Raw genomic sequence first — 24,056 nt, 5'->3', positions numbered from 1 at the left:
AAGCCGATGAAGCTGCCGAAGGTCGAGATCTTCACTGACGGCGCCTGCAGCGGCAATCCCGGCCCCGGCGGCTGGGGCGTGCTGCTGCGCATGGGCGAGACCGAGCGCGAGCTCTATGGCGGCGAGACGCTGACCACCAACAACCGGATGGAGCTGATGGCGGCGATCCAGGCGCTGGAGGCGATGAAACGCCCGGTCGATGCGGTGCTGACCACCGACAGCCGGTATGTCCGCAACGGCGTGATGCAGTGGCTCAGGGGCTGGAAGGCGCGCGGCTGGGTCACCGCCGACCGCAAGCCGGTGAAGAACATCGACCTGTGGCAGCGGCTCGACGCCGCCATGGCGCCGCACAAGGTCCGCTGGGAATGGACCCGTGGCCATGCCGGCCACGCCGAGAACGAGCGGGTCGACGAGCTGGCCCGGAAGGGCCTCCGCGAGCACGGCCGCGGTCTGGCGCCGGTCGAGGGTTGACCCGGGCCACCCTCTCCCCATATTACGAATGGTAAGTTACTATCCGTAATAGCGCCGCCGCGCCCTGCTGCCGGCGGCCTGGGAAGGGGAAAGGCTCATGGTTCAGCGAGTCCTGATCGCCGGCGGCTATGGCGCGGTCGGCGGCACCGTCGCCCGGTATCTGCGCCGGTTGGCGCCGGATCTCGACATCATCCTGGCCGGGCGGTCGCCGGAATCCGGCGCCGCGCTGGCCCGCGAGATCGGGGCGAAGACGCTGCGGCTCGACGTCGCCGATCCGGCGGCGGCGCTGGTCGATCTCGGCCCGGTCGACCTGATCGTGGCGGCGCTGCAGGACCGCAGCGACGCTCTGATCCACGCCGCCCTGGCGCAGGGCGCCGCCCATATCGGCATCACCAAGGTGGTGGAGGAGACCGGGCCCGCGGTGTTCGCGGCGCTGCATGCGCCGCCGCGGCGGCCGATCGTGCTGGCGGGTCACTGGGCGGCCGGGGTGCCGATCCTCGTGGCCCGGCAGGCGATTGGGGATTTCGCCCGGGTCGAATCCGCTGCCATGGCCGCGCTGTACGATGAGAGGGACGCGGTCGGGCCGATGAGCGCCGCCGATGCCGAGGCCTTCTCCGGCCGTGCCCTGCTGCGCCGGGCCGGGCAGTGGGCCTGGGTCGACGGCGGCGAGCACAGCCGCGCCCTGCGCCTGGCCGACGGGCTCGAAGCGACGGTGCAGCCCCTGGCCGCGCTGGATGTGCCCAGCCTGGCGGCGATCACCGGCGCCCCCGACATCCGCTTCGATTTCGGCATGGGCGAATCGATCGGCACTCGGGCCGGCGGTAGGGCCTCGCATGAGGCGCTGATCGAGATCGCAGGGGCCCTGCGGTCAGGGCAGCCCGCGCGGCGGCGAGTCCTGGTGTCGGACCCGAAGGGGGTGGACCATATGACGGCGCTGGGCGCCCTGGTCGTCGCCGAGCGCGTGCTCGGCCTGGACGGGTTGCCGCTACCGGCCGGCGGGCTGGCCCTGCCCGAGACCCTGGTCACGCCCGAGGCGGCGATCGCGCGGTTCGAGCAGTTCGGGGTGCGGATCACGACCGAGACGGATGCTTCGTAGCAAGGTTGGGTTCGCCCGCAGGCGAACCCAACCTATCGGTGAGAAAAGTGTTGGGTTCGCGGACGCGAACCCAACCTACGTGCTCAGAGCGCCGCGAGAATGGCCTCGCCGCTCGACACCTCGAAGGCGCCCGGCTTCTCGACGCCGAGATGGGTGACGACGCCGTCCTTGGCGATCAGGGCGAAGCGCTGCGACCGGGTGCCCAGGCCATAGCCCGACCCGTCCATCTCCAGCCCCAGCGCCTTGGTCAGGGTGGCGTTGCCGTCCGGCAGCATGAACACCGTGTCGCCGACCTCGTTCTTGTCGGCCCAGGCCTTCATCACGAAGGGGTCGTTCACCGACAGGCAGACGATCTGGTCGACTCCCTTGGCCTTCAGCGCCTCGGCGTTGCCGGTGAAGCTCGGCAGGTGCTTGGCCGAGCAGGTCGGGGTGAAGGCGCCCGGCACCGCGAACAGGGCCACGGTCTTGCCCTTGAGCAGGTCGTCGGTCTTGACCTCGGCCATGCCTTCCTTGCCGAGATACTTCAGCGTGACCGACGGGAAGCGGTCGCCAACCTTGATCGTCATGGGTGTTCTCTCCGCCAGAATCCGATGGGCCGGCCTGTGCCGGCCGGATGTTATGAGCTCGCGCCGCGGGCCTGCTTCAGGGCGTCCAGAACCGCCTCGGTGCTCAGCAGCTCCGGCAGCAGGATCCCGTCCGGCGCCCCCGGCCCGTACACGGCGTTGAACGGTATGCCGTAGCGGCCATGCGCCGCAAGGTAGTCGGCGATGCCCTGGTCGGGATTGGTCCAGTCGGCCAGCAGCGGCGCCACCCCGGCCTCGCCGAGGGCCGCGGCCACCGGGTCGCGGTTGATCACCAAGAGCTTGTTGACCTTGCAGGTCAGGCACCAGTCGGCGGTGACGTCGACGAACACCACCTTGCCCTCGCGCACCAGCCCGGGGATCGCGGCCCGGTCGAACCGCACCCAGGGAATCGAAGAGGCCGCCTGCGCCGCCGCCGCGTCGGGCCGGTCGAAGCGCAGCGGCAGCAGCACCGCCGCGATGGCCAGCACCGCGGCGACGACGGCGCCGAGGCGCCGGACCGCGATGCCGCCGCGCCGCCGCAGCCACAACACCAGCACGATCGCCGCCAGCACCGCCGCCACCACGCCGGCCGCGGCCGGCGGCACCTGCACGGCGAGAACAGAGAGCAGCCACACGGCCGTGCCGAACAGGGCGAGGCCGAGCACGGCCTTGATCCAGACCATCCAGCGTCCGGGGCGTGGCAGCAGCCGGGCCAGGCCGGGCACGGCGGCGATCAGCAGATAGGGCAGGGCCATGCCGAGGCCGAGCGCGGCGAAGATCGCGCCGATCTCGGCCGGCCCGCGCGACAGGGCAAAGCCCAGCGCGGTGCCGACGAAGGGGGCGGAGCAGGGGGTGGCCAGCAGGGTGGCGAAGGCGCCGGTCAGGAACGGGCCGGCGAGCCCATGCTTCTCCGGCCGGCCGGCGCCGCTGGCGCGGGCTGCGGCGTCCATGGCGCGGCCGGGCAGGGTGACCTCGAACAAGCCCAGCAGGTTGCAGCCGAATAGGGTGACGATCACCGCCATCGCCGCCAGGAACACCGGCTCCTGGAACTGCAGGCCCCAGCCGACCGAGGCGCCCGCCGCCTTCAGCCCGACCGCGCCGGCGGCCAGCACCAGGAAGGAGGCCAGGATGCCGCCGGCAGTGGCCAGGAGGCCAAGCCGCTGCCACCGCGGCGTCCGGCCGCCGACTCCGACAATCGACAGCAGCTTGAGCGAGAGAACCGGCAGCACGCAGGGCATCAGGTTCAGGATCAGCCCGCCCAGCAGGGCCACGCCCAGGATCGACAGCCAGGCGGCGGCATCGGGCGCCGCGGCGACTGCCGGGCCGACCGTCGCCTCGGCCTCGACGCTGCGCGGCCCGTCGACCAGGGTCAGGACGACCGGGCTGCCGGGCAACGCCACCGGCGGGTCTGCCGCGGCCTGGACCCGGTCGATCTCGGCCACCAGCCGGCGGCCGCCCTCGCTGGTGGCGATGCGCGGTGCGGCGAAGGCGTCGCCGGGTGCGCCCTCGACGAAGATGTCGGGCGCCTCAAAGGACTCGCGCGCCGTCGCCTCGATCCGCAAGCCGCCATTCGGGCCGGCGGTGATGGCAGCGACCGGACCGATCGCGAGGCCGGCGGCGCTGCCGTCGCCCGGCACCGTGTTGGCGTAGCGGTCGATCAGGTTGGCCGCGTCCGGGTCGGGCGTCGCCGCGCCGGCCGGCAGGTCGAGCGCGAAGCTGAAATTGGCCGGGATACAGATGTCGCTGCACACCAGCACGGTGGCGGCCAGGGCCAGGTGCTGCGGCTGCCCCGGCTGCGCCACCGGCAGGGTCAGCGGGAACACCACCTCGGTCTCGTAGCCGTAGGTCTCGAGGCCGAACAGCTGGAACCGGTGCGGCGCCGGATAGGCCAGCGCCGCGGTGCCGAGATTGGCCGAGCCCGTCCAGTCCAGCGCCGGCGGCAGCCCGGCATCGCCGGGGGAGCGCCAATAGGTCTTCCAGTGCGGGTCCAGCCGGATGTGCAGCCCGGCCGGGATCTCGGCCAGGGTGCCGGTGCCGTCGACCGCCGTGACCAGCCGCGCCGACGCGCCCTTGGTCGTCTGCCACGGCGTCTCGGCCGCCCGGGCCGCACTCGGCGCCGCCAGGGCGGCGAGGCCCAGCACGGCAGCCGTCAGGACTGCGAGCCTACCGATCATCGAAACTCCGGCACCATGAAACTGCCTTTCTTTGGCCTATATAGTCGTTCGAAACCACATCGCCGCGGGTTAGCCTTGTTGTCGCGGCCGAAAAACGGAAGACGGAGCATTGGGCGGGATGAGACGGGCGAAATCCTCCAAGGGCGGCAAGGTGCCGGCGGATGGCAGCTACCTCGCGGGGCAGCTGCTGATCGCCATGCCGACCCTGATCGCACCGCCCTTCGCCCGCACGGTGATCTATCTCTGCGCCCACAACGACCAGGGGGCAATGGGGCTGGTGGTCAACAAGCCGCTGTCGTCCATCGACTTCCCGACCCTGCTCGACCAGCTCGGCATCCCGCATGGCGACCTCCTGGGCAGCACCCGGGTGCAGTTCGGCGGCCCGGTCGAATCGGGCCGCGGCTTCGTGCTGCACTCGACCGACTACCGGGCCGAGAAGACGGTGGTGGTCGGCGAGGTCGCGGTGACCTCGACGCTCGAGGTGCTGCAGGCGATCGCCGGCGGGACCGGGCCCAGCCGTCACCTGCTGGCGCTCGGCTATGCCGGCTGGAGCGCCGGCCAGCTCGACGCCGAGATCCAGGCCAATGGCTGGCTCACCGTGCCCTGCGATTCGGACATCCTGTTCGGCGAGGACCTGTCGGTGAAGTGGGAACGCGCCATCGCCAAGCTCGGCGTCGACCCGATGATGCTGTCGGGTGAGGCAGGCCACGCTTAGCGATCGGCATCGCTGAATCGGGTTGCCTCTCCCGTTTACGGGAGAGGTCGGAGACGCGAAGCGGCTCCGGGTGAGGGCGCTTTGTCGAGGCCGGGACCAGCCCTCACCCTGTCTCGCTGCGCGAGCCCGACCTCTCCCGCCAGGCGGGAGAGGCAACGCACGATCAATCTGCCCGGACAGTGCAAAGCGGCGAGCGCGGACGCGGCTAGTTCAGCTCGCGCACATCGGTCAGGTGGCCGGCGATCGCCGCCGCCGCGGCCATGGCCGGGCTGACCAGGTGGGTGCGGCCGCCGCGGCCCTGACGGCCCTCGAAGTTGCGGTTCGAGGTCGAGGCGCAGCGCTCGCCCGGCGACAGCTTGTCGGCGTTCATCGCCAGGCACATCGAGCAACCGGGTTCGCGCCAGTCGAAGCCGGCGTCCTTGAACACCTGGTCCAACCCCTCGGCCTCGGCCTGCTCCTTCACCAGGCCGGAGCCCGGGACGATCATGGCGTAGACGGTGCCGGCCACGTGCCGGCCGCGGGCCACGGCGGCGGCGGCGCGCAGGTCCTCGATCCGGCCGTTGGTGCAGGAGCCGATGAAGACCTTGTCGACCGGCACCTCGCTCAGGCGCTGGCCGGGCTTCAGGCCCATATAGTCCAGGCTGCGGCGCCAGGCGCTGGCCTTGTTGGCGTCCGGCGCCTTGTCCGGGTCCGGCACGATGCCGGTGATCGGCGCCACATCCTCAGGGCTGGTGCCCCAGGTCACCATCGGCACGATGTCCCTGGCCTTCAGCACGACCTCGCGGTCGTAGCGGGCGCCCTGGTCCGACGGCAGGGTACGCCAGTATTCGACCGCCTGGTCCCAGGCCGCGCCCTTCGGCGCCAGCGGCCGGCCCTTCACATAGGCGAAGGTGGTGTCGTCCGGGGCGATCAGCCCGGCCCGGGCGCCGGCCTCGATCGACATGTTGCAGACCGTCATCCGGCCTTCCATCGACAGGGCGCGGATGGCGTCGCCGGCATATTCGATGACATGGCCGGTGCCGCCGGCGGTGCCGATGGTGCCGATGATCGCCAGGATCATATCCTTCGCGGTCACGCCGAGCGGCAGGTCGCCCTCGACCGTGATCCGCATGTTCTTGGCCGGCTTCTGCAGCAGCGTCTGGGTGGCCAGTACATGCTCGACCTCGCTGGTGCCGATGCCGAAGGCCAGCGCGCCGAAGGCGCCATGGGTCGAGGTGTGGCTGTCGCCGCAGACGATGGTGGTGCCCGGCAGGGTGAAGCCCTGCTCCGGCCCGATGATGTGGACCACGCCCTGGCGGATGTCGTTCATGGTGAAGATCGGCACGCCGAAATCGGCGGCGTTCTTCTCCAGCGTCTCGACCTGGATCCGGCTCTCCTCGTCGGCGATGCCGCCGGCGCGGTCGCTGGTCGGCACGTTGTGGTCCGGCACCGCCAAGGTGGCCTGCGGCTGGCGCACGCGGCGGCCGGCCATGCGCAGCCCTTCGAAGGCCTGCGGGCTGGTCACCTCATGCACGAGGTGGCGGTCGATATAGAGGATGCACGTGCCGTCATCCTGGCGGTGGACGACATGGCTGTCCCAGATCTTGTCGAACAGTGTCCGCGGCGCGCTCATCTCTCACATCTCCGTCATCCGGCTCTTCGGCCGGCGGCCCTTTCGGCCGACGCTGGACCATAGCCGAGGGCAAACCGAGGCAAAAGCTGGAATAATTTCAAAGTTGTCACCCTCCCCGCGGTGCAAATCGGGACGATGGACAGGATTCCGGTCCGGCCGCATCCTCGACGGAGAAGCAACAGGACAGATATGGGAGTGCCCATGACCATCCGCAGCGCCGTCCTCGCCCTCGGCCTCGCCGCCGTCCTGGCGGCCCCGGCCGCCTCCGCCGCCGATGGCGGGATCAAAGGCTTCTGGCGCACCGGGGACGGCCGCTCGGTGATCCAGATCACCGACTGCAGCAACGGCATCTGCGGCCTGATCGCCGGCCTGCCGCCGGACGCCCCGGCCACCGATGTGAACAACCCGGACGAGAGCAAGCGCAGCAAGCCGCTGTGCAAGCTGATCATGCTGCACAGCTTCTCCCAGGTCTCCGACACGGAGTGGGAGGACGGCACGATCTACGACCCGAAGAGCGGCAAGACCTACGACGCCAAGATGCACCTGACCGGGCCGGACACGCTGGACCTGCGCGGCTATGTCGGCATCAGCCTGCTCGGCCGCACCGACACCTGGACCCGACAGCAGCCGGGCAGCTTCAAGGCGTGCGGATGATTTGAGCGGCTAGAGAGTCCGCCGCGCCGCGGCCACCGCGGCCAGCCACTCCGCCGTGTCGTCGACGGCGATGTCGATATGGCCGTCGCCGGGCAAAGGCTGGCCCCAGTCGGACGGGGTGCGCACCCACACCGTGGTCATGCCCAGCTGATGCGCCGGCAGCAGGTTGCGGGCCATGTCCTCGACCATCGCGGTGGACCCCGGCGCCAGCCCGTACAGGTCGAGCATCGCCCGGTAGGGGCCGGGATCGGGCTTCGGCACATAGTCGGCGGCGACGATGTCGAAGATGCCGTCGAACTGCGCCACCACGCCGAGCCGGGACAGCACCCGCTCGGCATGGCGGACCGAGCCGTTGGTGAACACGATCTTGCGGCCCGGCAGGTCGGCCAGCGCCGCCGCCAGGGTCGGGCTCGGCCCGATCGCCGAGATGTCGATGTCGTGGACGAATTCCAGGAACGGGCCGGGGTCGACCGCGCGCTCGTTCATCAGGCCGCGGAGCGTGGTGCCGTAGTCGCGGAACAGCCGCTTCTGCAGCGCCTTGGCCTCGGCCTCCGGCAGGTCGTAATGCGACCGGATGTACTCGCCCATGCGCCGGTCGATCTGGGCGAACAGGTTGCTGCGGGCGGGGTAGAGGGTGTTGTCCAGGTCGAACACCCAGTGCTCGACATGGTGCAGGGCATCGGCCGGCTGCACGGTCAATCCGCCGTCTTGACCTGATGCCGCATCAGGAGCGGCATCTGCGCCATGGCGAAGACCAGGGTCAGCGGCAGGATGCCGAACAGCTTGAACCCGGCCCAGAACTCGGTCGAGAAGTTGCGCCAGACGATCTCGTTGACCGCCGCCAGCACGACGAAGAACACCGCCCAGCGCCAGGTCAGGCTGCGCCAGCCCTCGTCGGTCAGCTCGAACACCGAGCCCATCATCAGCTTCAGGAAGTTGCGGCCGGTGGCCAGGCCGGTGAACAGGATCGCCGCGAACAGCAGGTTCACCACGGTCGGCTTCAGCTTGATGAACAGGTCGTTCTCGAGCCACAGCGTCAGCCCGCCGAAGATCAGCACGAAGACGCATCCGACCATCGGCATGATCGGCCAGCGCTTCTCCAGCCGCACCGACAGCACCACCGCCACCACGGTCGCCGCCATGAACACCGCGGTCGCCGGCATGATGCCGGCCGCCTGGTTGGCGATGAAGAACAGCAGCAGCGGCCCGGCCTCGAGCGCGAGGCGCAGGAACGGGGCCTTCTCGGCCTTGGCGACGGCCTGCGTGTCGGTCTGGTCGATCATGGCCGCACCCTAGACCAAGTGCCGCCCCCGGGAAACTGGGATCGGCGGGATGCGACGCCGCATGCGCCCATGCCGCGAGACGATGGCAGCACTGCCGACAGCGCTCTTGTATGACAAGTGCCGGGGGCGAAGGTTAAGGGGTTCGGGGCGCTTCGCCGCCGCCGGCCCAATCCATTCGGCCCCCGCCTTCGGAACGCCGCATCATGTCCGCACACAGTCCGGCGGTCGCCGCCCCGGCGCCGCTCGACCACGCCACCATCCGCTCGATCATCATCGGCATCATGCTGGCGATGCTGCTGGCGGCGCTCGACCAGACCATCGTGGCCACGGCACTGCCGACCATCGGGCAGGAGCTTGGCGACGTCGAGCACCTGTCCTGGGTGGTCAGCGCCTATCTCCTGGCCGCCACCGCGGTGACCCCGCTCTATGGCAAGTTGAGCGACATCCACGGCCGGCGCATCACGCTCCTGGTCAGCATCAGCGTGTTCATCATCGGGTCGGTCGCCTGCGCCCTGGCGCCGACCATGCTGGCGCTGATCCTGGCCCGGGCGCTGCAGGGGCTGGGCGGCGGCGGGCTGATCTCGCTGGCCCAGACCATCATCGCCGACGTGGTCTCGCCGAAGGAGCGCGGACGCTACCAGGGCTACATCGCCAGCGTCTTCGTCACCTCCAGCGTGGTCGGGCCGGTGCTGGGCGGCCTGTTCGCCGACCACCTGCACTGGTCGGTGATCTTCTGGATCAACCTGCCGCTCGGCCTCGGCGCCTTCTGGATGGTCTGGGGCGCGCTGCGCCGCCTGCCGCGGCACGACCGCCGGCACAAGCTCGACGTGCTCGGCGCGGTGCTGATGGTCGGCGCCACCGTGGCGGTGATGCTGGCCCTGACCTGGGGCGGCGTGCGCTATCCTTGGGATTCGGCCGAGGTGCTGGGCCTGTTCGGCGTCTCGCTCGTGCTCTGGGTACTGTTCGCCGCCCGGCTGCTGACCGCGGCCGAGCCGCTGATCCCGCTGGCGGTGATGTTCAACCCGGTGGTCGGCACCGGCACCGCCGCCGCCTTCTGCGTCATGGGCAGCTTCATCGGCCTGTCGATCTACGTCCCGGTCTATCTCGAAGGCGTGGCCGGCCTTTCGGCCAGCAACTCCGGCCTGGCGCTGATCCCGCTGATGGCCGGCACGGTGACCGGCGCCAACATCGCCGGCCGCTTCATGGCGCGGATGACCCATTACAAGCGCACGCCGCTGGTCGGGCTGGTGATCGCCGCCGTGGCGCTGGTCGGGCTCGCCGCCCATCCGGACGGCCTGCCGCTGTGGCTGATCGAGGTCGCGCTCGCCGCCATCGGCCTCGGCCTCGGCACCGTGCTGCCGGTCACCACCATCTCGATCCAGAATGCGGTGGCGATGCACCAGCTCGGCACCGCCACCGGCTGCATGAACTTCTTCCGCTCGCTCGGCAGCGCCATCGTCGTCGCCGGCTTCGGCGCCATCGTGCTCGGCGCCATCGGCGGCGACGGCCGGTCGCCGGAGAACCTGGGCGATCTCACCCCGGCGATGCGCGACGGGCTGGTCGGCGCCTTCCACTGGATGTTCCTGGCATCCGCCGCGGGCCTTGCCCTCGGCTTCGTCTGGCTGCTGCTGATGGAGGAGCGGCCGCTGCGCAGCGGTGCGGCCCAGCACGCCAAGGAAGCGCTGGTCGAGTGAAGTGAGGGGCTTCTGCCGCCGAATCGTCTCAGGATTGAGGACGATTGTCCTTTCCTGACGCGGACGCAGCGCATAACATCCTAATCCTCCAAACCGACCTGCGTATCGCATCCCGGCGCCGCCCTTTCCCGGGCGCCGGGATGCATTCCTCTGGCTACCCCTTCACCGCGCCGGCGGTGAGGCCGGAGACGATGCGGCGCTGGAAGATCATCACCAGCACGATCAGCGGCACGGTCACAACGACCGATGCCGCCATGATGTTGCCCCAGGGGATGTCGAACTGGGTGGCGCCGGAGATCAGGGCGATCGCCACCGGTACCGTCCGCACCTCGTTGGTCAGGGTGAAGGTCAGGGCGAACAGGAACTCGTTCCAGGCGGCGATGAAGGCCAGCAGGCCGGTGGTCGCCAGCGCCGGGCCGAGCAGCGGCAGGAACACCCGCACCAGGATCTGCCAGGGCCTGGCGCCGTCGACGATCGCCGCCTCCTCCAACTCGCGCGGCAGCTCGCGCATGAAGGTGGTCAGCACCCAGACCGAGAAGGGCAGGGTGAAGATCATGTAGCTGACGATCAGCGAGCCGAGCTGGTTGTAGAGGCCGGCCCAGCGCACCAGCTCGAACAGCCCGGTCAGCACCGCCACCTGCGGGAACATCGACACCGCCAGGGTCAGCATCAGGATGGTGCTGCGGCCGCGAAACCGCACCCGGCCCAGCGCATAGGCGGCGCTGACCGACAGCGCCAGGCAGATCAGCACGGTCGACCCGGCGACGATCAGCGAGTTGACGATGTTGGTCAGGAAGGGCTGCTCGAGGAACACGCTGACATAGTTGTCGAGCGTGGGCGAGGGCGGCACCAGGTCGGTGCCGAACAGCTGCTGGCCGCTCTTCAGCGACGAGATCACCGCCCAGTAGAACGGGAACACCGTGTAGACGATGATCGCCGCCACCAGCACATAGAACAGGCTGCGGCCGACGCGGCGCTTGGATGCTCTGGTCATGGCCGCCCCCTATTTGTCGAAGCGCACGCGGCCCGCCACCATCCACAGGGCGGCGAGCACGGCGATGATCAGGAACAGCAGGGTCGAGGCGGCGGAGCCGAAGCCGACATTGCCGAAATCGATGCTCTGCTGCCGGGCGAAGACCGACATGCTCATGGTGTTGATGCTGTTCGAGGTCAGCACGTAGATCAGGTCGAACACCCGCAGCGAATCCAGCGCCCGGAACAGGATCGCCACCATCAGCGCCGGCCAGATCAGCGGCAGGGTGATGCGGGTGAAGACCTTCCAGGGCCGGATGCCGTCGACCTTCGCCGCCTCATACACCTCGCCCGGCAGCATCTGCAGCGCGGCCAGGATCAGCAGCGTCATGAACGGCGTGGTCTTCCACACGTCGACCGCGATCACCGAGGCCAGCGACAGGGTCGGGTCGGCGGTCCAGGCGATGCGGGTCGAGATCAGGCCGAGCGACAGCAGCACTTCGTTGATCACGCCGTACTGGTCGTTCAGCATCCAGCCCCACATCTTGGCCGAGACGATGGTGGGGATGGCCCAGGGGATCAGCACCGCGGCCCTGAGCAGCCCGCGCCCCGGCATATGGGCGTTCAGCGTCATGGCGACGACGAGGCCGAGGATGGTCTCGATGGTGACCGAGACCACGGTGAACAGGATGGTGTTCCAGGCCGACCGCCACCACACCGGGTCGACCAGCAGCCCCTGCCAGCTGAAGATGCCGCTGGTGTCGACGTCGTAATCGACCGGCTTGTTCTGGTCGATGTCCCAGAACTTGCCCTCCTCCGGCTTCCACACCAGGTTGGTGCCCTTGGGGTCGTAGAACACGTAGTAGCCGCCAAGGGAGGCGTCCCAGTCGGCGCGGTTCGGGCCGTAGAACAGGTAGTTGTCGAAGCCGACCAGGCGGGTCGGCTGCTCGGCCTTCAGCGTCGCGTCGGTGAAGCTCAGCGCGATGGTCCGCACCAGCGGCCAGCCGGCGACCAGCGCCAGCACCACCAGCATCGGGGCCAGGAACATCCAGGCGGCGCGGATGCGCTGCCGGCTGAGGCGGGAGACGGCCGGCTTGGCGGCGCGGGCGGCCGGGGCGGGGGTCGAGGTGGCGACGGTCATGGGGTCCTCCCCGAAGTCAATGGCAGAGGCACTCGGACATGTGGCGAGGCCGGAGCCGCCCCCTCACCCGGAACCGCTTTGCGGTTCCGACCTCTCCCCGAGGGAGAGGCGAAACGTATCCCCTCTCCTCGGGGAGAGGGAAGGACCCGACGCCGAAGGCGGCGGGAGGGTGAGGGGGAACCGCGCCGAAACGCGGGTGCGTGGCGGTGCGCATGCGGTCCATCGGCATCACCGCGCGAATTCGACGACGGCTTCGATCTCGACGGTGATCTGGCGCGGCAGCGACCCCATGCCGACGGCGGAGCGGGCATGGCGCCCGATCTCCGGCCCGAACAGCTCGACGAACAGGTCGGAGCAGCCGTTGATCACCTCCGGATGATGCTCGAATTCCGGCACGGCGTTGACCATGCCGAGCAGCTTGACGATGCCGGTGATGCGGTTGAGGTCGCCCAGCGCCTCCTGCATCACCGCGATCAGGTTGATCCCGGTCAGCCGGGCATGGCGATAGGCCGTCTCGCGATCGACCGTGGCGCCCACCTTGCCGCGATGCATGAAGCCGTCGGCCTCGGACGGGCCCTGGCCGGACAGGAACAAGAGCTGGCCCGCGATGCGATGGGTCTCGAAATTCGCGACCGGCGGCGGCGCCTTGGGCAGCGTGATGCCGAGCGCGGCAAGGCGGTCGTAGACGTTGGGCATGGTCAATCCGTCGTCGTTTGGTCGTTCAGTTCGGCGTCGCGGATGCAGGCGACGAAGCGCCCGGGCTCGCGCTGCGCCAAGGGCGGCACCGCCTGGGCGCAGGCCTCCACCGCCATCGGGCAGCGGGTGCGGAAGACGCAGCCGGAGGGCGGGGCGATCGGGCTCGGGATGTCGCCCTTCAGGATGATGCGGTCACGCTTGGCCCGCGGGTCCGGCACCGGCGCGGCCGACAGCAGCGCGCGGGTGTAGGGGTGGCGCGGCCGGTCGTAGACCAGCCGGGTCGGCCCCTTCTCCATGATCCGGCCCAGATACATCACCACGATCTCGTCGCAGAGATAGTCGACCACGGCGAGGTCGTGGGCGACGAACAGCAGGGTCAGGCCGAGGTCGCGCTGGATGTCCTGGATCAGGTTCAGCACCTGGGCCTGGACCGAGACGTCGAGGGCCGAGACCGGCTCGTCGGCGACGATGAAGTCGGGCTCCACCGCCAGGGCCCGGGCGATGCCGATGCGCTGGCGCTGGCCGCCGGAGAATTCATGCGGGAAGCGGCGCTGGTGGTCGGCGTTGAGGCCGACCCGCTCCAGGAGCTCGCCGATCCTCTGGCTGCGCCGGCCCCTGGCCAAGCCGTGCGTGTCCAGCGCCTCGCCCAGGATCTCGGCCACGCTCATCCGCGGGTTGAGGCTGGCATAGGGGTCCTGGAACACGATCTGCATGCGCCGGCGCCAGGCGCGGAACTGCTTCTCCGGCAGGGCCGTGACGTCGGTGCCGTCGAACATCACCCGGCCGCCGGTCGGCTCGATCAGGCGCAGGATGGCACGGCCGGTGGTGGTCTTGCCGGAGCCGGATTCGCCGACCAGGCCGACGATGCTGCCGCGCCGGATCGACAGGCTGACGCTTTCGACCGCGCGGACGGCGCGGCCGCCGCCGATCGGGAAATGCACCGACAGGTTCTGCACGTCGAGCAGCGGCGCGGCGGGATCGGTCACGGTGCGGAGGGCGGCGGCGGTCACAGCTGGTCGGTCCTCCGGCAGCGGGAACGGTGGCCGGCCTGCACCGCGTCGAGGCCGGGTACGGCGGCCTCGCAGGCGGTCTCGGTCAGCGGGCAGCGCGGCGCGAAGGCGCAGCCGGGCGGCAGGGCCATGATGCTGGGCACCGCGCCCGGGATCGGCTGCAGTCGGGCGTCGTCGTGCCGGCCGCCGGTGCGGGCGTTCGGGATGCAGGACAGGAGGCCGCTGGTGTAGGGGTGGCGCGGCCGGTCGAACAGGTCGAGCACCGGCGCCTCCTCCACCACCCGCCCGGCATACATCACGGCGACGCGCTGCGCGATCTCGGCCACCACGCCCATATTGTGGGTGACGAACAGGATCGACATGCCGATCTCGGCCTGCAGCCGGCGCAGCAGGTCCAGGATCTGGGCCTGGATGGTGACGTCCAGCGCCGTGGTCGGCTCGTCCGCGATCAGCATCGACGGGTTGCAGGACAGGGCCAGCGCGATCATCACCCGCTGGCGCATGCCGCCCGACATCTGGTGCGGATAGTCGTTCAGCCGCGACGCCGCCGCCGGGATCTCGACCAGGTCCAGCATCTCCCGCGCCCGCGCCATCGCCTTCGCCCGGCCGGTGCCCTCATGCAGCTGCACCGCCTCGGCGATCTGGTCGCCGACGGTGAACAGCGGGTTCAGGCTGGTCATCGGCTCCTGGAAGATCATCGCGATCTCGGCGCCGCGCAGCTTGCGCAGCAGCGCCTGGGAGGCGTGCGCCAGGTCGTGCGTCGTGCCCTTGCGGTCGCGGAAGCGGATGGCCCCGCTCTCGATCCGGCCCGCCGGCTTCGGCAGGAGGCCCATGATCGACAGGCTGGTGACCGACTTGCCGGAGCCGGATTCGCCGACGATCGCCAGCGTCTCGCCGCGCGCCAGGTCGAAGGACACGCCGTCGACCGATTTGGCGATGCCGTCCCGGCTGTGGAACCAGGTCCGCAGATCCTCGACCGCGAGGACGATGTCGCGGCTGCTGGCGTTCATCCGTGCACTGCCGGATCGAACAGACGAGCCGCCCTGACCGACTTGGTGCCGAGGATGGCATGGCGCGGCGTGAACAGCTTGTCGAGCGTGGCGCTGTCGCCGGAGGAATCCGGCAGCGTCACCGACGCATCCTCCAGCCCGAAGACGGTGAAATCCGCCTCCGCCCCCACCTTCAGGTTGCCCTCGGCCGGCAGCCCGACCACGGAGCGCGGGCGGGTGCTGGCGGCGGCCACCACCTCGGCGAAGGGCATGCCGACGGCCAGCAGCTTCGACATGGTGGTCGCCATGTCCCAGACCGGGCCTTCGATCGAGCGCAGATGCAGGTCGGTGGAGATCGAGAAGGGCTGCAGGCCCCGCTCGATCCCGGCCCGCGCCACCTTGAAGGAGAAGGAGGCGCCGCCATGCCCGACATCGAGCCGCACCCCAGCCTCGGCCACCTGCCTGGCGATGCCGAACAGCTCCTCGTCTTCGAGGATGTTGCCGCCCGGCTTGCCGTGGAAGCAGTGGGTGAGGACATCGCCGGGGGTCAGCACCTCCAGCACCTCCTCCAAGAGCGGCGGCGGCTCGCCGACATGGACCATCAGCGGCAGGCCGCTGATCTTCGCCACCTTCTTGGCGATCTTCACCGGGGTGATGCCCCAGGCGCCGGTCACTGTGCTGCAGGCCCGGCACTTGATGCCGCGGATGATGTCGCGGTTGGCCTCGATCACCTTCAGCGTGCGGGTGATGTCGATCGAGCGCTGGTCGATCAGCTCGCTGACCCGGTTGCAGGCGACGAGGCCGATCGAGCCGATGTTGAGGAAGGCGACCACCCGCTCCGCCGCCGGCTCGGCGATGAACTCGCGGAAGCCGACGAAGTTGCCCTCGCCGGCCGACCCGGCGTCGACGATGGTGGTGACGCCATGCGCCAGCCCGCCCTGGGACGGGCGGATCGAGATGTCGGTGCCGCCGTGATAGACATGGGCGTGCAGGTCGGCCCAGCCGGGCGACACCCAGCCGCCCTGGGCGTCGACGATCTCGGCCTCGGCGGGGACGTCGATCCCCTGCCCTACGGCGGCCACACGGCCGTCGGCGATCAGGATGTCGATCGGGGTGTCGCCGGGATGATCGGGGAAGCCGGCCGGGCGGGCGGCGCGGATCAGGACGGGCATCACAGTTCCTTGCGCAGGCGGGGGTCGAGGATGTCGCGCAGGCCGTCGCCGACCATCTGCAGCGACACCACCGACAGCACGATGGCGAGGCCGGGGAAGACCATCATCCAGTCGGCCGAGCCCATGTACTGCTGGCCGGCATTGATCATGGTCCCCCAGGTGGGGATTTCGGGCGAGACGCCGACGCCGAGGAAGGACAGGCCGGCCTCGGCCAAAATGGCATAGGCGAAGATAAAGGTGCCCTGCACCAGGATCGGCGACCACAGGTTGCGCAGGACATGGGCGGTGACGATGCGCCAGGTCGAGACGCCGAGCGCCCGCGCCGCCTCGACGAAGGGCAGCTCGCGGATCACCAGGGTCGAGGCGCGGACGATGCGGGCCAGCCGCGGCGTGTAGACGATGCCGAGCGCCAGGATGACGTTGACCAGCGACGGCCCCAGCGCCGCGACCAGCGAGATCGCCAGCAGGATGTCCGGGAAGGCCATCATGGCGTCGATCACCCGGGCCACCACCTTGTCGGCCGGCCGGAAGAAGCCGGCGACGAGGCCCAGCACGATGCCCAGCACCGAGGACAGGATCACCACGGCGAAGCCGACGAACAGCGACAGCCGGCCGCCGTAGACGGCGCGGGTGAAGACGTCGCGGCCGAACTCGTCGGTGCCGAACCAATGCGCAGTGCTGGGCGGTTTCAGCCGGTTCACGATCGACAACTTCTGTGGCGCGTAGCCGGTGATGTACGGCGCGAAGGCCGCGGCCAGGACCAGCACGACCAGGATGATCAGCCCGATCAGCGCGGTCTTGCGGCGAACCAGCAGGCGGGCGAGCTTCATGCGCTCGCCGGCGACCGAGACGGAACCGGTGGCGGCCATCAGGTGCGCACCCTGGGGTCGACGAAGAGATAGAGCAGGTCGATGACGAGGTTGATCAGGACGTAGAGCGCCGCGATCACCAGCAGCGCGCCCTGGATCACCGGGTAGTCGCGCCGCAGCACGCCGTTCACCACGAGATTGCCGACCCCGGGCAGGCCGAACACCGTCTCGGTCACGACGGCGCCGGAGACCAGCAGCGCAGTGGTCAGGCCGATCACGGTCAGGATCGGGATCAGCGCGTTCTTCAGCGCATGCTTCAGCACCACCTTCCGCTCCGGCAGGCCCTTGGCCCGGGCCGTGCGGACATAGTCGTCGTTCAGCACGTCCAGCATGCTGGCCCGGGTGAAGCGGGTGATCAGGGCGGAGTTGACGAGCCCGAGCACGATCGCCGGCAGCACCAGATGGCTCATCCGGTCGAGGAAGCTGGCGCCCGGCCCGCCATAGCCGGCGACCGGGAACCAGCCGAGCTTGACCGAGAAGATCTGCATCAGGATCAGGCCCAGCCAGAAGCTGGGAATGCTGGCGGTGAACATCGACACGGTCAGCACCGACTGGTCGAGCAACGAGCCGCGCCACACCGCCGAGGCGATGCCGACCGGCAGCGCGATGGCCACCGCGATCAGCATCGACAGCAGGGTCAGCATCAGCGTCGGCTCGGCCCGGTCGCCGATCGCGCTCAGCACCGGCTGGTTCAGGAAGATCGACTGGCCGAGATCGCCGACCGCGATCTGGCCGAGCCAGCCGACATATTGCACCGGCAGCGGCTGGTCGAGGCCGAGCTTGGCCCGCAGCTCGACGACATCCGAGGGCTGCGCGTCGGGGCCGAGCATCACCGCGGCGGGGTCGCCCGGCGTCACCCGGATGATGATGAAGACGACCGTCGCCACGATGAACATCACCGCGACCATGCCGATCAGGCGATTGACGATGTAGGAGAGCATGAGGCTAGCGAGCTCCGAGAGCGCGCTCTCGGACTAGGAAAAGCTGGCAGACGGTGGACCGTGTCGGCACCATTCCCCTCACTTCTCGACGTATGCGTTCCAGAAATACGGCCAGGGGGCCGGGGTCACGCCCTGCAGCGCCTTCGACTTGGCCGAGAGGGCGTTGAAGTCGCCGACCTTGATCAGCGGCACCTCGTCGGCCATCACCTGCTGCACGCCGGCCCAGAGCTTCACCCGCTCGTCCTGCGTCAGCGCCTGGTTGAAGGCGCCGACCGCCTTGTCCTTGGCCGGCGTGTCCCACCAGCCGGGCGAGCCCTTGGCCAGGGCGCCGATCAGCGCCGGCTCCGGCAGGAACGGGCTGTGGCTGATATAGATCTCCCACAGGGCCGGGTCGGTCCGGCGCTGGGTCAGCGTCGCCCAGTCGGTGACGTCGAGCTGGACCTGGAAGCCGGCGGCCTTCAGGTACTCCGCCGCCACCAGCGCCATCTTGTAGTGGAACTCGTATTGCCGGCTGGTCAGGATCCGGATCGGCGTCTTGCCGTCATAGCCGGCCTCCTCGAGCAGCTTCTGCGCGCCTTCGGCATCGCCCTTGTTGTAGATTTCGGTGCCGACATCGGTCCGCCAGGGGAAGCCGTCGGGATACATGGCGGCGTCGAGGGCATAGAAATCGGTGCTGCCGAAGGCGGCGGCCAGCATGTCCTCCTCGTTCAGCGCCAGTTGCACAGCGCGGCGGAGCTTCACGTCGCTGAGCAGGCCCTGCTTGGTGTTCATGACGAAGACCGGCCAGCCGAAGGGCTTCAGGATGATCGGCTCCGACGCCCCGGCCTTGATCTTGTCGACGGCCTCGACCGGCAGGGAATCGGTGTAGTCGAACTGGCCGGCCACCGCGCCCTCGACCCGGGTGTTCGGGTTCGGCACCGGGGTGAAGCGGATCTCGTCAAGATACTGCTTGCGGGCGCCGCCATAGCCGTTCGGGTCGCCCTCGCGCGGCTTGTAGCCGTCGAAGCGGACCAGCTGGATGTACTGGTCGGGCACCCGCGCCTTCAGCATGTAGGGGCCGCTGCCGACGATGTCCTTCAGCTCCGGCGCGATCTTCTCGGACGGCAGGATCACCGCGGCGCTGTTGTTGAAGGCCAGCAGCGCCAGCAGCGGCGCAAAGGGCTGCTTCAGCGAGATCTTGATGGTCGAGGCGTCGACCTTCTCGATCGCCTCGATGTTGCCGGCCGCCAGCTTCCCGCGCGACGCCACTTCGGTCCAGCGCTTCAGCGAGGCGACGACGTCGTCGGCGTCCAGCGCCGAGCCGTCATGGAAGGTCAGGCCCTGGCGGATCTTGATGGTGTAGACGCGGCCGTCGGCGCTGATCTCCGGCATCGCATCGGCGACCAGTGGCGTGACGCCCCAATTGGCGTCGAAGGTGTAGAGCGTCTCGAAGATGTGCTGGGTGATGATGCCGACCAGGTCGGCGGTGCTGACCATCGGGTCGAGCGTCGGCGGTTCGCCGATCGTCGCCACCGTGATCGTCCCGCCCTTGGCCGGCGCGGCCATGGCGCCCGAGGACATCGGCAGGATCGCGAGTGCGATCAGGCACAGGATTCGCAGCATTGACTCCCCCTGTCGTGAGCTTCTAGTATTCCATTATTAAGAAGCAACATCTTCCGTTGCGGAATACGCTAAGGCCATCGCGGTCGGAACGTCAACCCATCCGATCGGACCCGAACGGCGGAAACGCGGGGCGATTGACCGCAATGCGGGACAAAGCCTAGCTTCGAAGGCTTGAGGACTATACCACTCCGCCGGAGCACCGGCCGGGAGAGACGGGACGGGTATCATGGCGGAAGCAGCGGCGGCCAAGGCCGAGAGGGCGAGCGAGCGCAGCCGGGTCAGCGGCATCGAGCGCGCCGTGCAGATCTACGACCATCTGCTGGCCGTGGGCCGCCCCCTGACCGCCTATGACGTGTCCAAGGCGCTGGGCGCGCCGATGTCGACGATCTACGGCGTGGTGGATTCGCTGCTGCGCCAGGACCTGCTGTCGCGCGATGGCGACGGCCTGCTGTGGTTCGGCCCCCGCCTCTACCATTACGGCCTGGCCTATGGCCGCAGCCTGAACCTGTTGGAGACCGCGTCGCAGGAGATGCGGGAGCTGAGCCGCCTCTTGGGTGAGACGGTGCAGGTCTGCGGCCGCGACGACGGGCATATGGTGGTGCTGGCCATGGCCGAACCGGCCGGGCATTTCCGGGTCTCGTCCAAGGTCGGCACCCGGGTGCCGCTGAACTGGACCGCCTCCGGCCGGCTGCTGATCGGCCATCTGCCCTGGCTGGAGCGGGTCGAACTGATGCGCCGCACCGCCCAGCCCTCGCCCACCGGCATGGCCGAGACCGACCCGGAGGCGCTGTGCCGGGTCGCGGAGACGGCGCTGGCCGAGAAGCTGGCGATCCAGCTCAGCGAATCCGACTTCGCCGTCGCCTGCATCGCCGCGCCGATCTGCACCCCGAACGGCGATTGCGACGCGACGATCAGCGTCGTGCTGCCCGAGCAGAAGGCGCGCGAACGCGAACGCACCTACAGCGTCGCGGTGCAGGAAGCGGCGAGCCGGATCGAGCGGCTGCTCGGCTGGACGTCCTGAGCCGGTGAGCTAGCGGCGGCGGGCGGCGAGGTCGCGGGCGACCGGGTCCACCGTCTGGTCGAAGGCCGCGGCCTCCGCCACCGCGGTGCGCAGCGCGCGCCGCTTCTGCGCGACATAGGCCGCGCCGGTGATGCCGGACGGCGCCGCCGGGTCGTCGTGGCGGAAGGCCCGCTGCGCCCGGCTGGTCGCCTGCGCCGCCTGCTTGGCCCGCGCCACCTGGCGTGTGAAATCGCGATCCATGGCGATCTCTCCCTTGTTCAGGATGCGATCATAGCTGCATCTGGTCGAAGTCGGTGCTCCGGGAACGCGCATACTGCCGCAACGGTTCCACACGCTTGGCCCGGGCCGGTTCGGCGGCGATACTCGGATGCGGGGAAGCCGGCACCGACCGGCCGGAACAGGCGGAACAGGATGCGGCTCAGATCAGCTCTGCTCGCGGGCGCGCTCCTCGCCCTCTCCGCCCTGGCCGCCTCGGCGGCGGCGCCGCTGCTGCCCGGCCTTGGCCCCGACGACCGGCGCGTGCCGGTGGACGGCACCGCCGCCCCGTGGCGCAGCCTGACCAAGGTGCAGACCGGCATCGGCGGCCGCTGCACCGGCGCCCTGATCGGCCCCCGCCGCGTGCTGACCGCGGCGCATTGCCTGTTCAACCCGCGGACCCGGCGCTTCCTGCCCGCCGCCTCGCTGCATGTGCTGTTCGGCTATGAGCGCGGCGAGTTCATCGAGCACAGTTTGGTCACCGAGGTGATCCACGCCGACGCCTACGACCCGCTGCGGCCGCGCGAGGAATACGCCGCGGATTGGGCGATCCTGGTGCTGGCCGCCGACGCCCCACCGCAGGCGCCGCCGCTGGTGGTCGCGGATGCGATGCCGCCGCCGGGCACGGCGGTCGTGCTCGGGGGCTACAGTCAGGACAAGGCGCAGATCATCACCGCCGACACCGCCTGCATGGTGCTGGGCACTGACCGCACCATCAAGGGGCCGGTGCTGATCCACGACTGCAACGGCACGCGCGGCACCAGCGGCAGCCCGCTGCTGGCGCTGCGCGACGGCGACTGGCAGGTGGTGGGCATCGCCGTCGCCGGGTCGACCGACCGGCTGACGCTGAACTTCGCGGTCCCGGCCACCGCCTTCGCCGCGGCGCTGCGGTAGCGGCCGATCAGCCCTCGGCGTGCCGCCGGTCGCAGACGACCTTGAGGTAGCGGCCCTCGCCCAGCTCGGGCCCGAGCGCGGTGCTGGCCAGCATCGCCTGGCCGGTGAAGCCGCAGCCGAGCGGCGTCGGCGCCACCGGGCCGGCGACCACGTCGACCGCAGTGTCCCGGGTGCAGTCGCGCTGCGGCAGCGCCGTGGCGCAGACGAGGATGAGGGTCGTGAACACGTCCATATTGCTTCCGCTCCCTGGGTTGCGCACCACCCGGGGCTTCCTCCGGCAGGCCCGGCGTGCTCGCCGATGCCTGCATCCGACCATTGTGCACTGCAACATAGACTTTGGGCAAGCCCGACCCTGCCGGCGCCGGGCTACCGCGACGCCGGATCGCGCCAGCTGTGGCGGGGCTCGTAGCCCAGCACCCGGCGCGCCTTCTCGATCGACAGCAGGGTCTCGTTCGGGCCGAAGGGGCGCTTGCGCGGCACGCCGGGATAGACGGCGTCGAGCAGCGCGTCGTTCGGCCGGCTCATCACCGAATCGGCATTGGCGATGACGAAGATTTCGGCGCCGGTCAGCTTCGATTCCAGCGCCAGCCGGATCGCCTGGGCGGCGTCGCGCGCGTCGATATAGGCCCACAGATTCCAGTTCCGCTTGCGCGGGTCGTCGTCGAAACCCGGGAACTCGGCATAGCGCTCCGGGTCCATCACGTTGGACAGGCGCAGGCCGATGATCTTGGCCTGCGGATCCCAGCGGCAGAACTGCTTGGCCATCTCCTCGCCCATCAGCTTGGACAGGGAATAGGCGGTCTCCGGCCGGCCGGGATACTCCTCGTCCACCGGCACGTAGGGCGGCGGGTCGGCGAAGGGCAGGCCCAGCACGGTCTCGCTCGAGGCCCAGACGATGTTGCGGATCTTCAGCTGCCGCGCCGCCTCGAACACGTTGTAGGTGCTGACCGTGTTGGTTTCGAAGATGACATGGTTCGGCGCCAGGCCGGGGGCCCGGATCGCCGCCAGATGGACGATGCCGGTGACCTGCGACACCCGGTCGTCGATCGCCGAGAAGGCGGCGATGGTCTGGCCGTAATCGGTCAGGTCGACCCGGCTGTGCCGGACCGACGGATCGGCCGGCGGCGCCAGGTCCACCGAACAGACGTCGTGGCCATGGGCGATCAGATCCTTGAGACAGGCGCGGCCCGCCTGGCCGCTGCCGCCGGTGACGATGATCATCCGCTCCTCCCGCGATGGGTTATTGTCTGACAATATAGGTCAGGGATCGAGCTCGGGGTAGTGGCGGAAGATGCCCATCGGGTTGAACGGGATGCGCCGCGGCGAGTCGAGATAGGCCTTCACCCGCGGCAGCGCCGCCACCCGGTCGTGCAGCGCCGCGAGGCGCAGATGCTTCGGCTCGATCCGCGCCATCGCCTTGGGGAAGGCATAACGCAGCCCGGCGATGATCTGGAACATCGACAGGTCGACGGTGGTGACCTCGGCCCCGACCAGATGCGCGTCGCCGGCCGGGTTGCGCGCCATCACCCGCTCGAAATAGCCGAGATACTTCGGCACGCGGTGGGCCAGGAAATCCGCGGTGCGGCGCTTCGCCTCCGGCTTCTGGTCCTCGTAGTACAGGCCGCTGCCGATCGGGTGGTGGGTGTCGTGCACCTCGGCCACGAGGTCGGCAATGGTCAGCTGCAGCTGGTGGGTCCACAGCCGCCCCGCCTCGTCCGCCGGCGCCAACCCGTGCCGGTCGCCCAGGAACAGCAGGATGTTGGCGGTCTGGCCGATCAGCAGGTCGCCGGCCTTGAGATAGGGCGGCGCGAAGGGCGGCTGCGGCACCGCCCCGTCCTGCATGTAGTGCATCAGCCCGGGCAAGTCGTCGTCCTCCTTGCGGGCGATGTCGACATAGTCGGCGCCGGCCTGTTCGAGCGCCAGCCGGACGAACTCGCCGCGTCCCTGTATTTCGGGCCAGTAGTAGAGCTCATAGGCCATTCCGTAATATCCTTTCGCATACATCCGCCCTCGCGAAACGAATTCACGTTCGATTCACGCTGGTTGGTTACGATGGCCATACTGTCCCACCGGATGGTACGCCCATCGAGCCTGAGGCGGGCTTGATTTGAATTAGGGCTGATATTTCGGAGCGTCGATAGTCAAACGGGCATATTCTGTTCGCCCGCAATCACAAGCTCGATGGGCGTCTTATAGCGACCCAGCGGACCGGACAGGGATGGTCGAGCGGGG

The 24,056-nt window shown here is 69.6% G+C and carries 25 protein-coding genes; 7 read left to right on the top strand and 18 right to left on the bottom strand.

What is annotated here, in order from left to right:
* The first annotated feature begins 6 nt into the window (after window positions 1-6).
* Window positions 7-471 (top strand): ribonuclease HI, encoded by a 465-nt coding sequence (gene rnhA / locus AAHM41_RS07005; protein ID WP_446719434.1) that lies wholly within the window; start codon window positions 7-9, stop codon window positions 469-471.
* A gap of 97 nt (window positions 472-568) precedes the next feature.
* Complete coding sequence (locus tag AAHM41_RS07000; RefSeq protein ID WP_342235801.1) at window positions 569-1,567, top strand: saccharopine dehydrogenase NADP-binding domain-containing protein; 999 nt, start codon at window positions 569-571, stop codon at window positions 1,565-1,567.
* An 83-nt stretch (window positions 1,568-1,650) separates the two neighbouring features.
* On the opposite strand, the gene AAHM41_RS06995 is transcribed toward AAHM41_RS07000, so the two are convergent.
* Window positions 1,651-2,133 (bottom strand): peroxiredoxin, encoded by a 483-nt coding sequence (locus tag AAHM41_RS06995; protein WP_342235800.1) that lies wholly within the window; start codon window positions 2,131-2,133, stop codon window positions 1,651-1,653.
* 50 nt (window positions 2,134-2,183) lie between these two features.
* On the bottom strand, window positions 2,184-4,304 hold the full coding sequence (locus AAHM41_RS06990) for a protein-disulfide reductase DsbD family protein (protein WP_342235799.1): 2,121 nt from the start codon (window positions 4,302-4,304) through the stop codon (window positions 2,184-2,186).
* Between the two features lie 118 nt (window positions 4,305-4,422).
* Here AAHM41_RS06990 and AAHM41_RS06985 point away from each other — a divergent pair, with 118 nt between their 5' ends.
* The gene (locus AAHM41_RS06985) at window positions 4,423-5,019 is read left to right on the top strand and encodes a YqgE/AlgH family protein (protein ID WP_342235798.1); all 597 of its coding nucleotides are present in this window, start codon (window positions 4,423-4,425) and stop codon (window positions 5,017-5,019) included.
* A gap of 205 nt (window positions 5,020-5,224) precedes the next feature.
* Here the strand turns inward: AAHM41_RS06985 and leuC are convergent, their stop codons facing one another.
* Entirely contained in the window at window positions 5,225-6,631 is a 1,407-nt protein-coding gene (gene leuC, locus AAHM41_RS06980; RefSeq protein ID WP_342235797.1) for a 3-isopropylmalate dehydratase large subunit, read from the bottom strand.
* 201 nt (window positions 6,632-6,832) lie between these two features.
* On the opposite strand from leuC, the gene AAHM41_RS06975 reads away from it, so the two are divergent.
* Window positions 6,833-7,285 carry a DUF2147 domain-containing protein gene (locus AAHM41_RS06975; RefSeq protein WP_342235796.1) on the top strand — a complete coding sequence of 151 codons (453 nt, stop codon included), beginning with the start codon at window positions 6,833-6,835 and terminating at the stop codon, window positions 7,283-7,285.
* Window positions 7,286-7,294: 9 nt separating this feature from the next.
* Here AAHM41_RS06975 and AAHM41_RS06970 read toward each other — a convergent pair whose 3' ends face one another.
* Window positions 7,295-7,978, bottom strand: a complete 684-nt coding sequence (locus AAHM41_RS06970; protein ID WP_342235824.1) for a pyrimidine 5'-nucleotidase — start codon at window positions 7,976-7,978, stop codon at window positions 7,295-7,297.
* A gap of 2 nt (window positions 7,979-7,980) precedes the next feature.
* A complete protein-coding gene (locus AAHM41_RS06965; protein ID WP_342235795.1) occupies window positions 7,981-8,568 on the bottom strand; it encodes a septation protein A in 588 nt (195 codons plus the stop codon).
* 203 nt (window positions 8,569-8,771) lie between these two features.
* Between AAHM41_RS06965 and AAHM41_RS06960 the strand changes: the two genes are divergently transcribed.
* A complete protein-coding gene (locus AAHM41_RS06960) occupies window positions 8,772-10,262 on the top strand; it encodes an MDR family MFS transporter (RefSeq protein WP_342235794.1) in 1,491 nt (496 codons plus the stop codon).
* Between the two features lie 154 nt (window positions 10,263-10,416).
* On the opposite strand, the gene AAHM41_RS06955 is transcribed toward AAHM41_RS06960, so the two are convergent.
* The 9 genes from AAHM41_RS06955 to AAHM41_RS06915 all read right to left on the bottom strand — a co-directional run bounded on the left by AAHM41_RS06955 (window position 10,417) and on the right by AAHM41_RS06915 (window position 19,654).
* A complete protein-coding gene (locus tag AAHM41_RS06955) occupies window positions 10,417-11,256 on the bottom strand; it encodes a carbohydrate ABC transporter permease (protein WP_342235793.1) in 840 nt (279 codons plus the stop codon).
* A 9-nt stretch (window positions 11,257-11,265) separates the two neighbouring features.
* On the bottom strand, window positions 11,266-12,375 hold the full coding sequence (locus tag AAHM41_RS06950; RefSeq protein WP_342235792.1) for a carbohydrate ABC transporter permease: 1,110 nt from the start codon (window positions 12,373-12,375) through the stop codon (window positions 11,266-11,268).
* Window positions 12,376-12,603: 228 nt separating this feature from the next.
* Window positions 12,604-13,071: a RidA family protein gene (locus AAHM41_RS06945; protein WP_342235823.1), complete on the bottom strand. Its 468-nt coding sequence runs from the start codon at window positions 13,069-13,071 to the stop codon at window positions 12,604-12,606.
* Window positions 13,072-13,073: 2 nt separating this feature from the next.
* Entirely contained in the window at window positions 13,074-14,081 is a 1,008-nt protein-coding gene (locus tag AAHM41_RS06940; RefSeq protein WP_342235791.1) for an ABC transporter ATP-binding protein, read from the bottom strand.
* Window positions 14,078-15,091, bottom strand: a complete 1,014-nt coding sequence (locus AAHM41_RS06935; RefSeq protein WP_342235790.1) for an ABC transporter ATP-binding protein — start codon at window positions 15,089-15,091, stop codon at window positions 14,078-14,080. The genes AAHM41_RS06940 and AAHM41_RS06935 overlap by 4 nt, the downstream gene beginning before the upstream one ends.
* Complete coding sequence (locus AAHM41_RS06930) at window positions 15,088-16,242, bottom strand: amidohydrolase/deacetylase family metallohydrolase (RefSeq protein WP_342235789.1); 1,155 nt, start codon at window positions 16,240-16,242, stop codon at window positions 15,088-15,090. Before AAHM41_RS06930 ends, AAHM41_RS06935 begins: the two co-directional genes overlap by 4 nt.
* Window positions 16,242-17,111, bottom strand: coding sequence for an ABC transporter permease (locus tag AAHM41_RS06925; RefSeq protein WP_342235788.1), 870 nt, complete (start codon window positions 17,109-17,111; stop codon window positions 16,242-16,244). Before AAHM41_RS06925 ends, AAHM41_RS06930 begins: the two co-directional genes overlap by 1 nt.
* Window positions 17,111-18,052 (bottom strand): ABC transporter permease, encoded by a 942-nt coding sequence (locus AAHM41_RS06920; RefSeq protein ID WP_342235787.1) that lies wholly within the window; start codon window positions 18,050-18,052, stop codon window positions 17,111-17,113. Before AAHM41_RS06920 ends, AAHM41_RS06925 begins: the two co-directional genes overlap by 1 nt.
* A 78-nt stretch (window positions 18,053-18,130) precedes the next feature.
* A complete protein-coding gene (locus AAHM41_RS06915; protein WP_342235786.1) occupies window positions 18,131-19,654 on the bottom strand; it encodes an ABC transporter substrate-binding protein in 1,524 nt (507 codons plus the stop codon).
* A gap of 226 nt (window positions 19,655-19,880) precedes the next feature.
* On the opposite strand from AAHM41_RS06915, the gene AAHM41_RS06910 reads away from it, so the two are divergent.
* Window positions 19,881-20,675 carry an IclR family transcriptional regulator gene (locus tag AAHM41_RS06910; protein WP_342235785.1) on the top strand — a complete coding sequence of 265 codons (795 nt, stop codon included), beginning with the start codon at window positions 19,881-19,883 and terminating at the stop codon, window positions 20,673-20,675.
* A 9-nt stretch (window positions 20,676-20,684) separates the two neighbouring features.
* Here AAHM41_RS06910 and AAHM41_RS06905 read toward each other — a convergent pair whose 3' ends face one another.
* Window positions 20,685-20,915 carry a hypothetical protein gene (locus AAHM41_RS06905; protein ID WP_342235784.1) on the bottom strand — a complete coding sequence of 77 codons (231 nt, stop codon included), beginning with the start codon at window positions 20,913-20,915 and terminating at the stop codon, window positions 20,685-20,687.
* 171 nt (window positions 20,916-21,086) lie between these two features.
* Here AAHM41_RS06905 and AAHM41_RS06900 point away from each other — a divergent pair, with 171 nt between their 5' ends.
* Entirely contained in the window at window positions 21,087-21,824 is a 738-nt protein-coding gene (locus tag AAHM41_RS06900; RefSeq protein WP_342235783.1) for a trypsin-like serine peptidase, read from the top strand.
* Between the two features lie 7 nt (window positions 21,825-21,831).
* Here AAHM41_RS06900 and AAHM41_RS06895 read toward each other — a convergent pair whose 3' ends face one another.
* The 3 genes from AAHM41_RS06895 to AAHM41_RS06885 all read right to left on the bottom strand — a co-directional run bounded on the left by AAHM41_RS06895 (window position 21,832) and on the right by AAHM41_RS06885 (window position 23,804).
* Entirely contained in the window at window positions 21,832-22,056 is a 225-nt protein-coding gene (locus tag AAHM41_RS06895) for a hypothetical protein (protein WP_342235782.1), read from the bottom strand.
* A gap of 134 nt (window positions 22,057-22,190) precedes the next feature.
* Window positions 22,191-23,045, bottom strand: a complete 855-nt coding sequence (locus tag AAHM41_RS06890; RefSeq protein ID WP_342235781.1) for an NAD-dependent epimerase/dehydratase family protein — start codon at window positions 23,043-23,045, stop codon at window positions 22,191-22,193.
* Window positions 23,046-23,084: 39 nt separating this feature from the next.
* Window positions 23,085-23,804 carry a glutathione S-transferase gene (locus AAHM41_RS06885; protein WP_342235780.1) on the bottom strand — a complete coding sequence of 240 codons (720 nt, stop codon included), beginning with the start codon at window positions 23,802-23,804 and terminating at the stop codon, window positions 23,085-23,087.
* Window positions 23,805-24,056: the final 252 nt, after the last annotated feature.

It is taken from the genome of Inquilinus sp. OTU3971 (assembly GCF_038440215.1).
The sequence above is the reverse complement of the archived record's forward strand: the minus strand, read 5'-3'. Positions and strand labels throughout refer to the sequence as shown.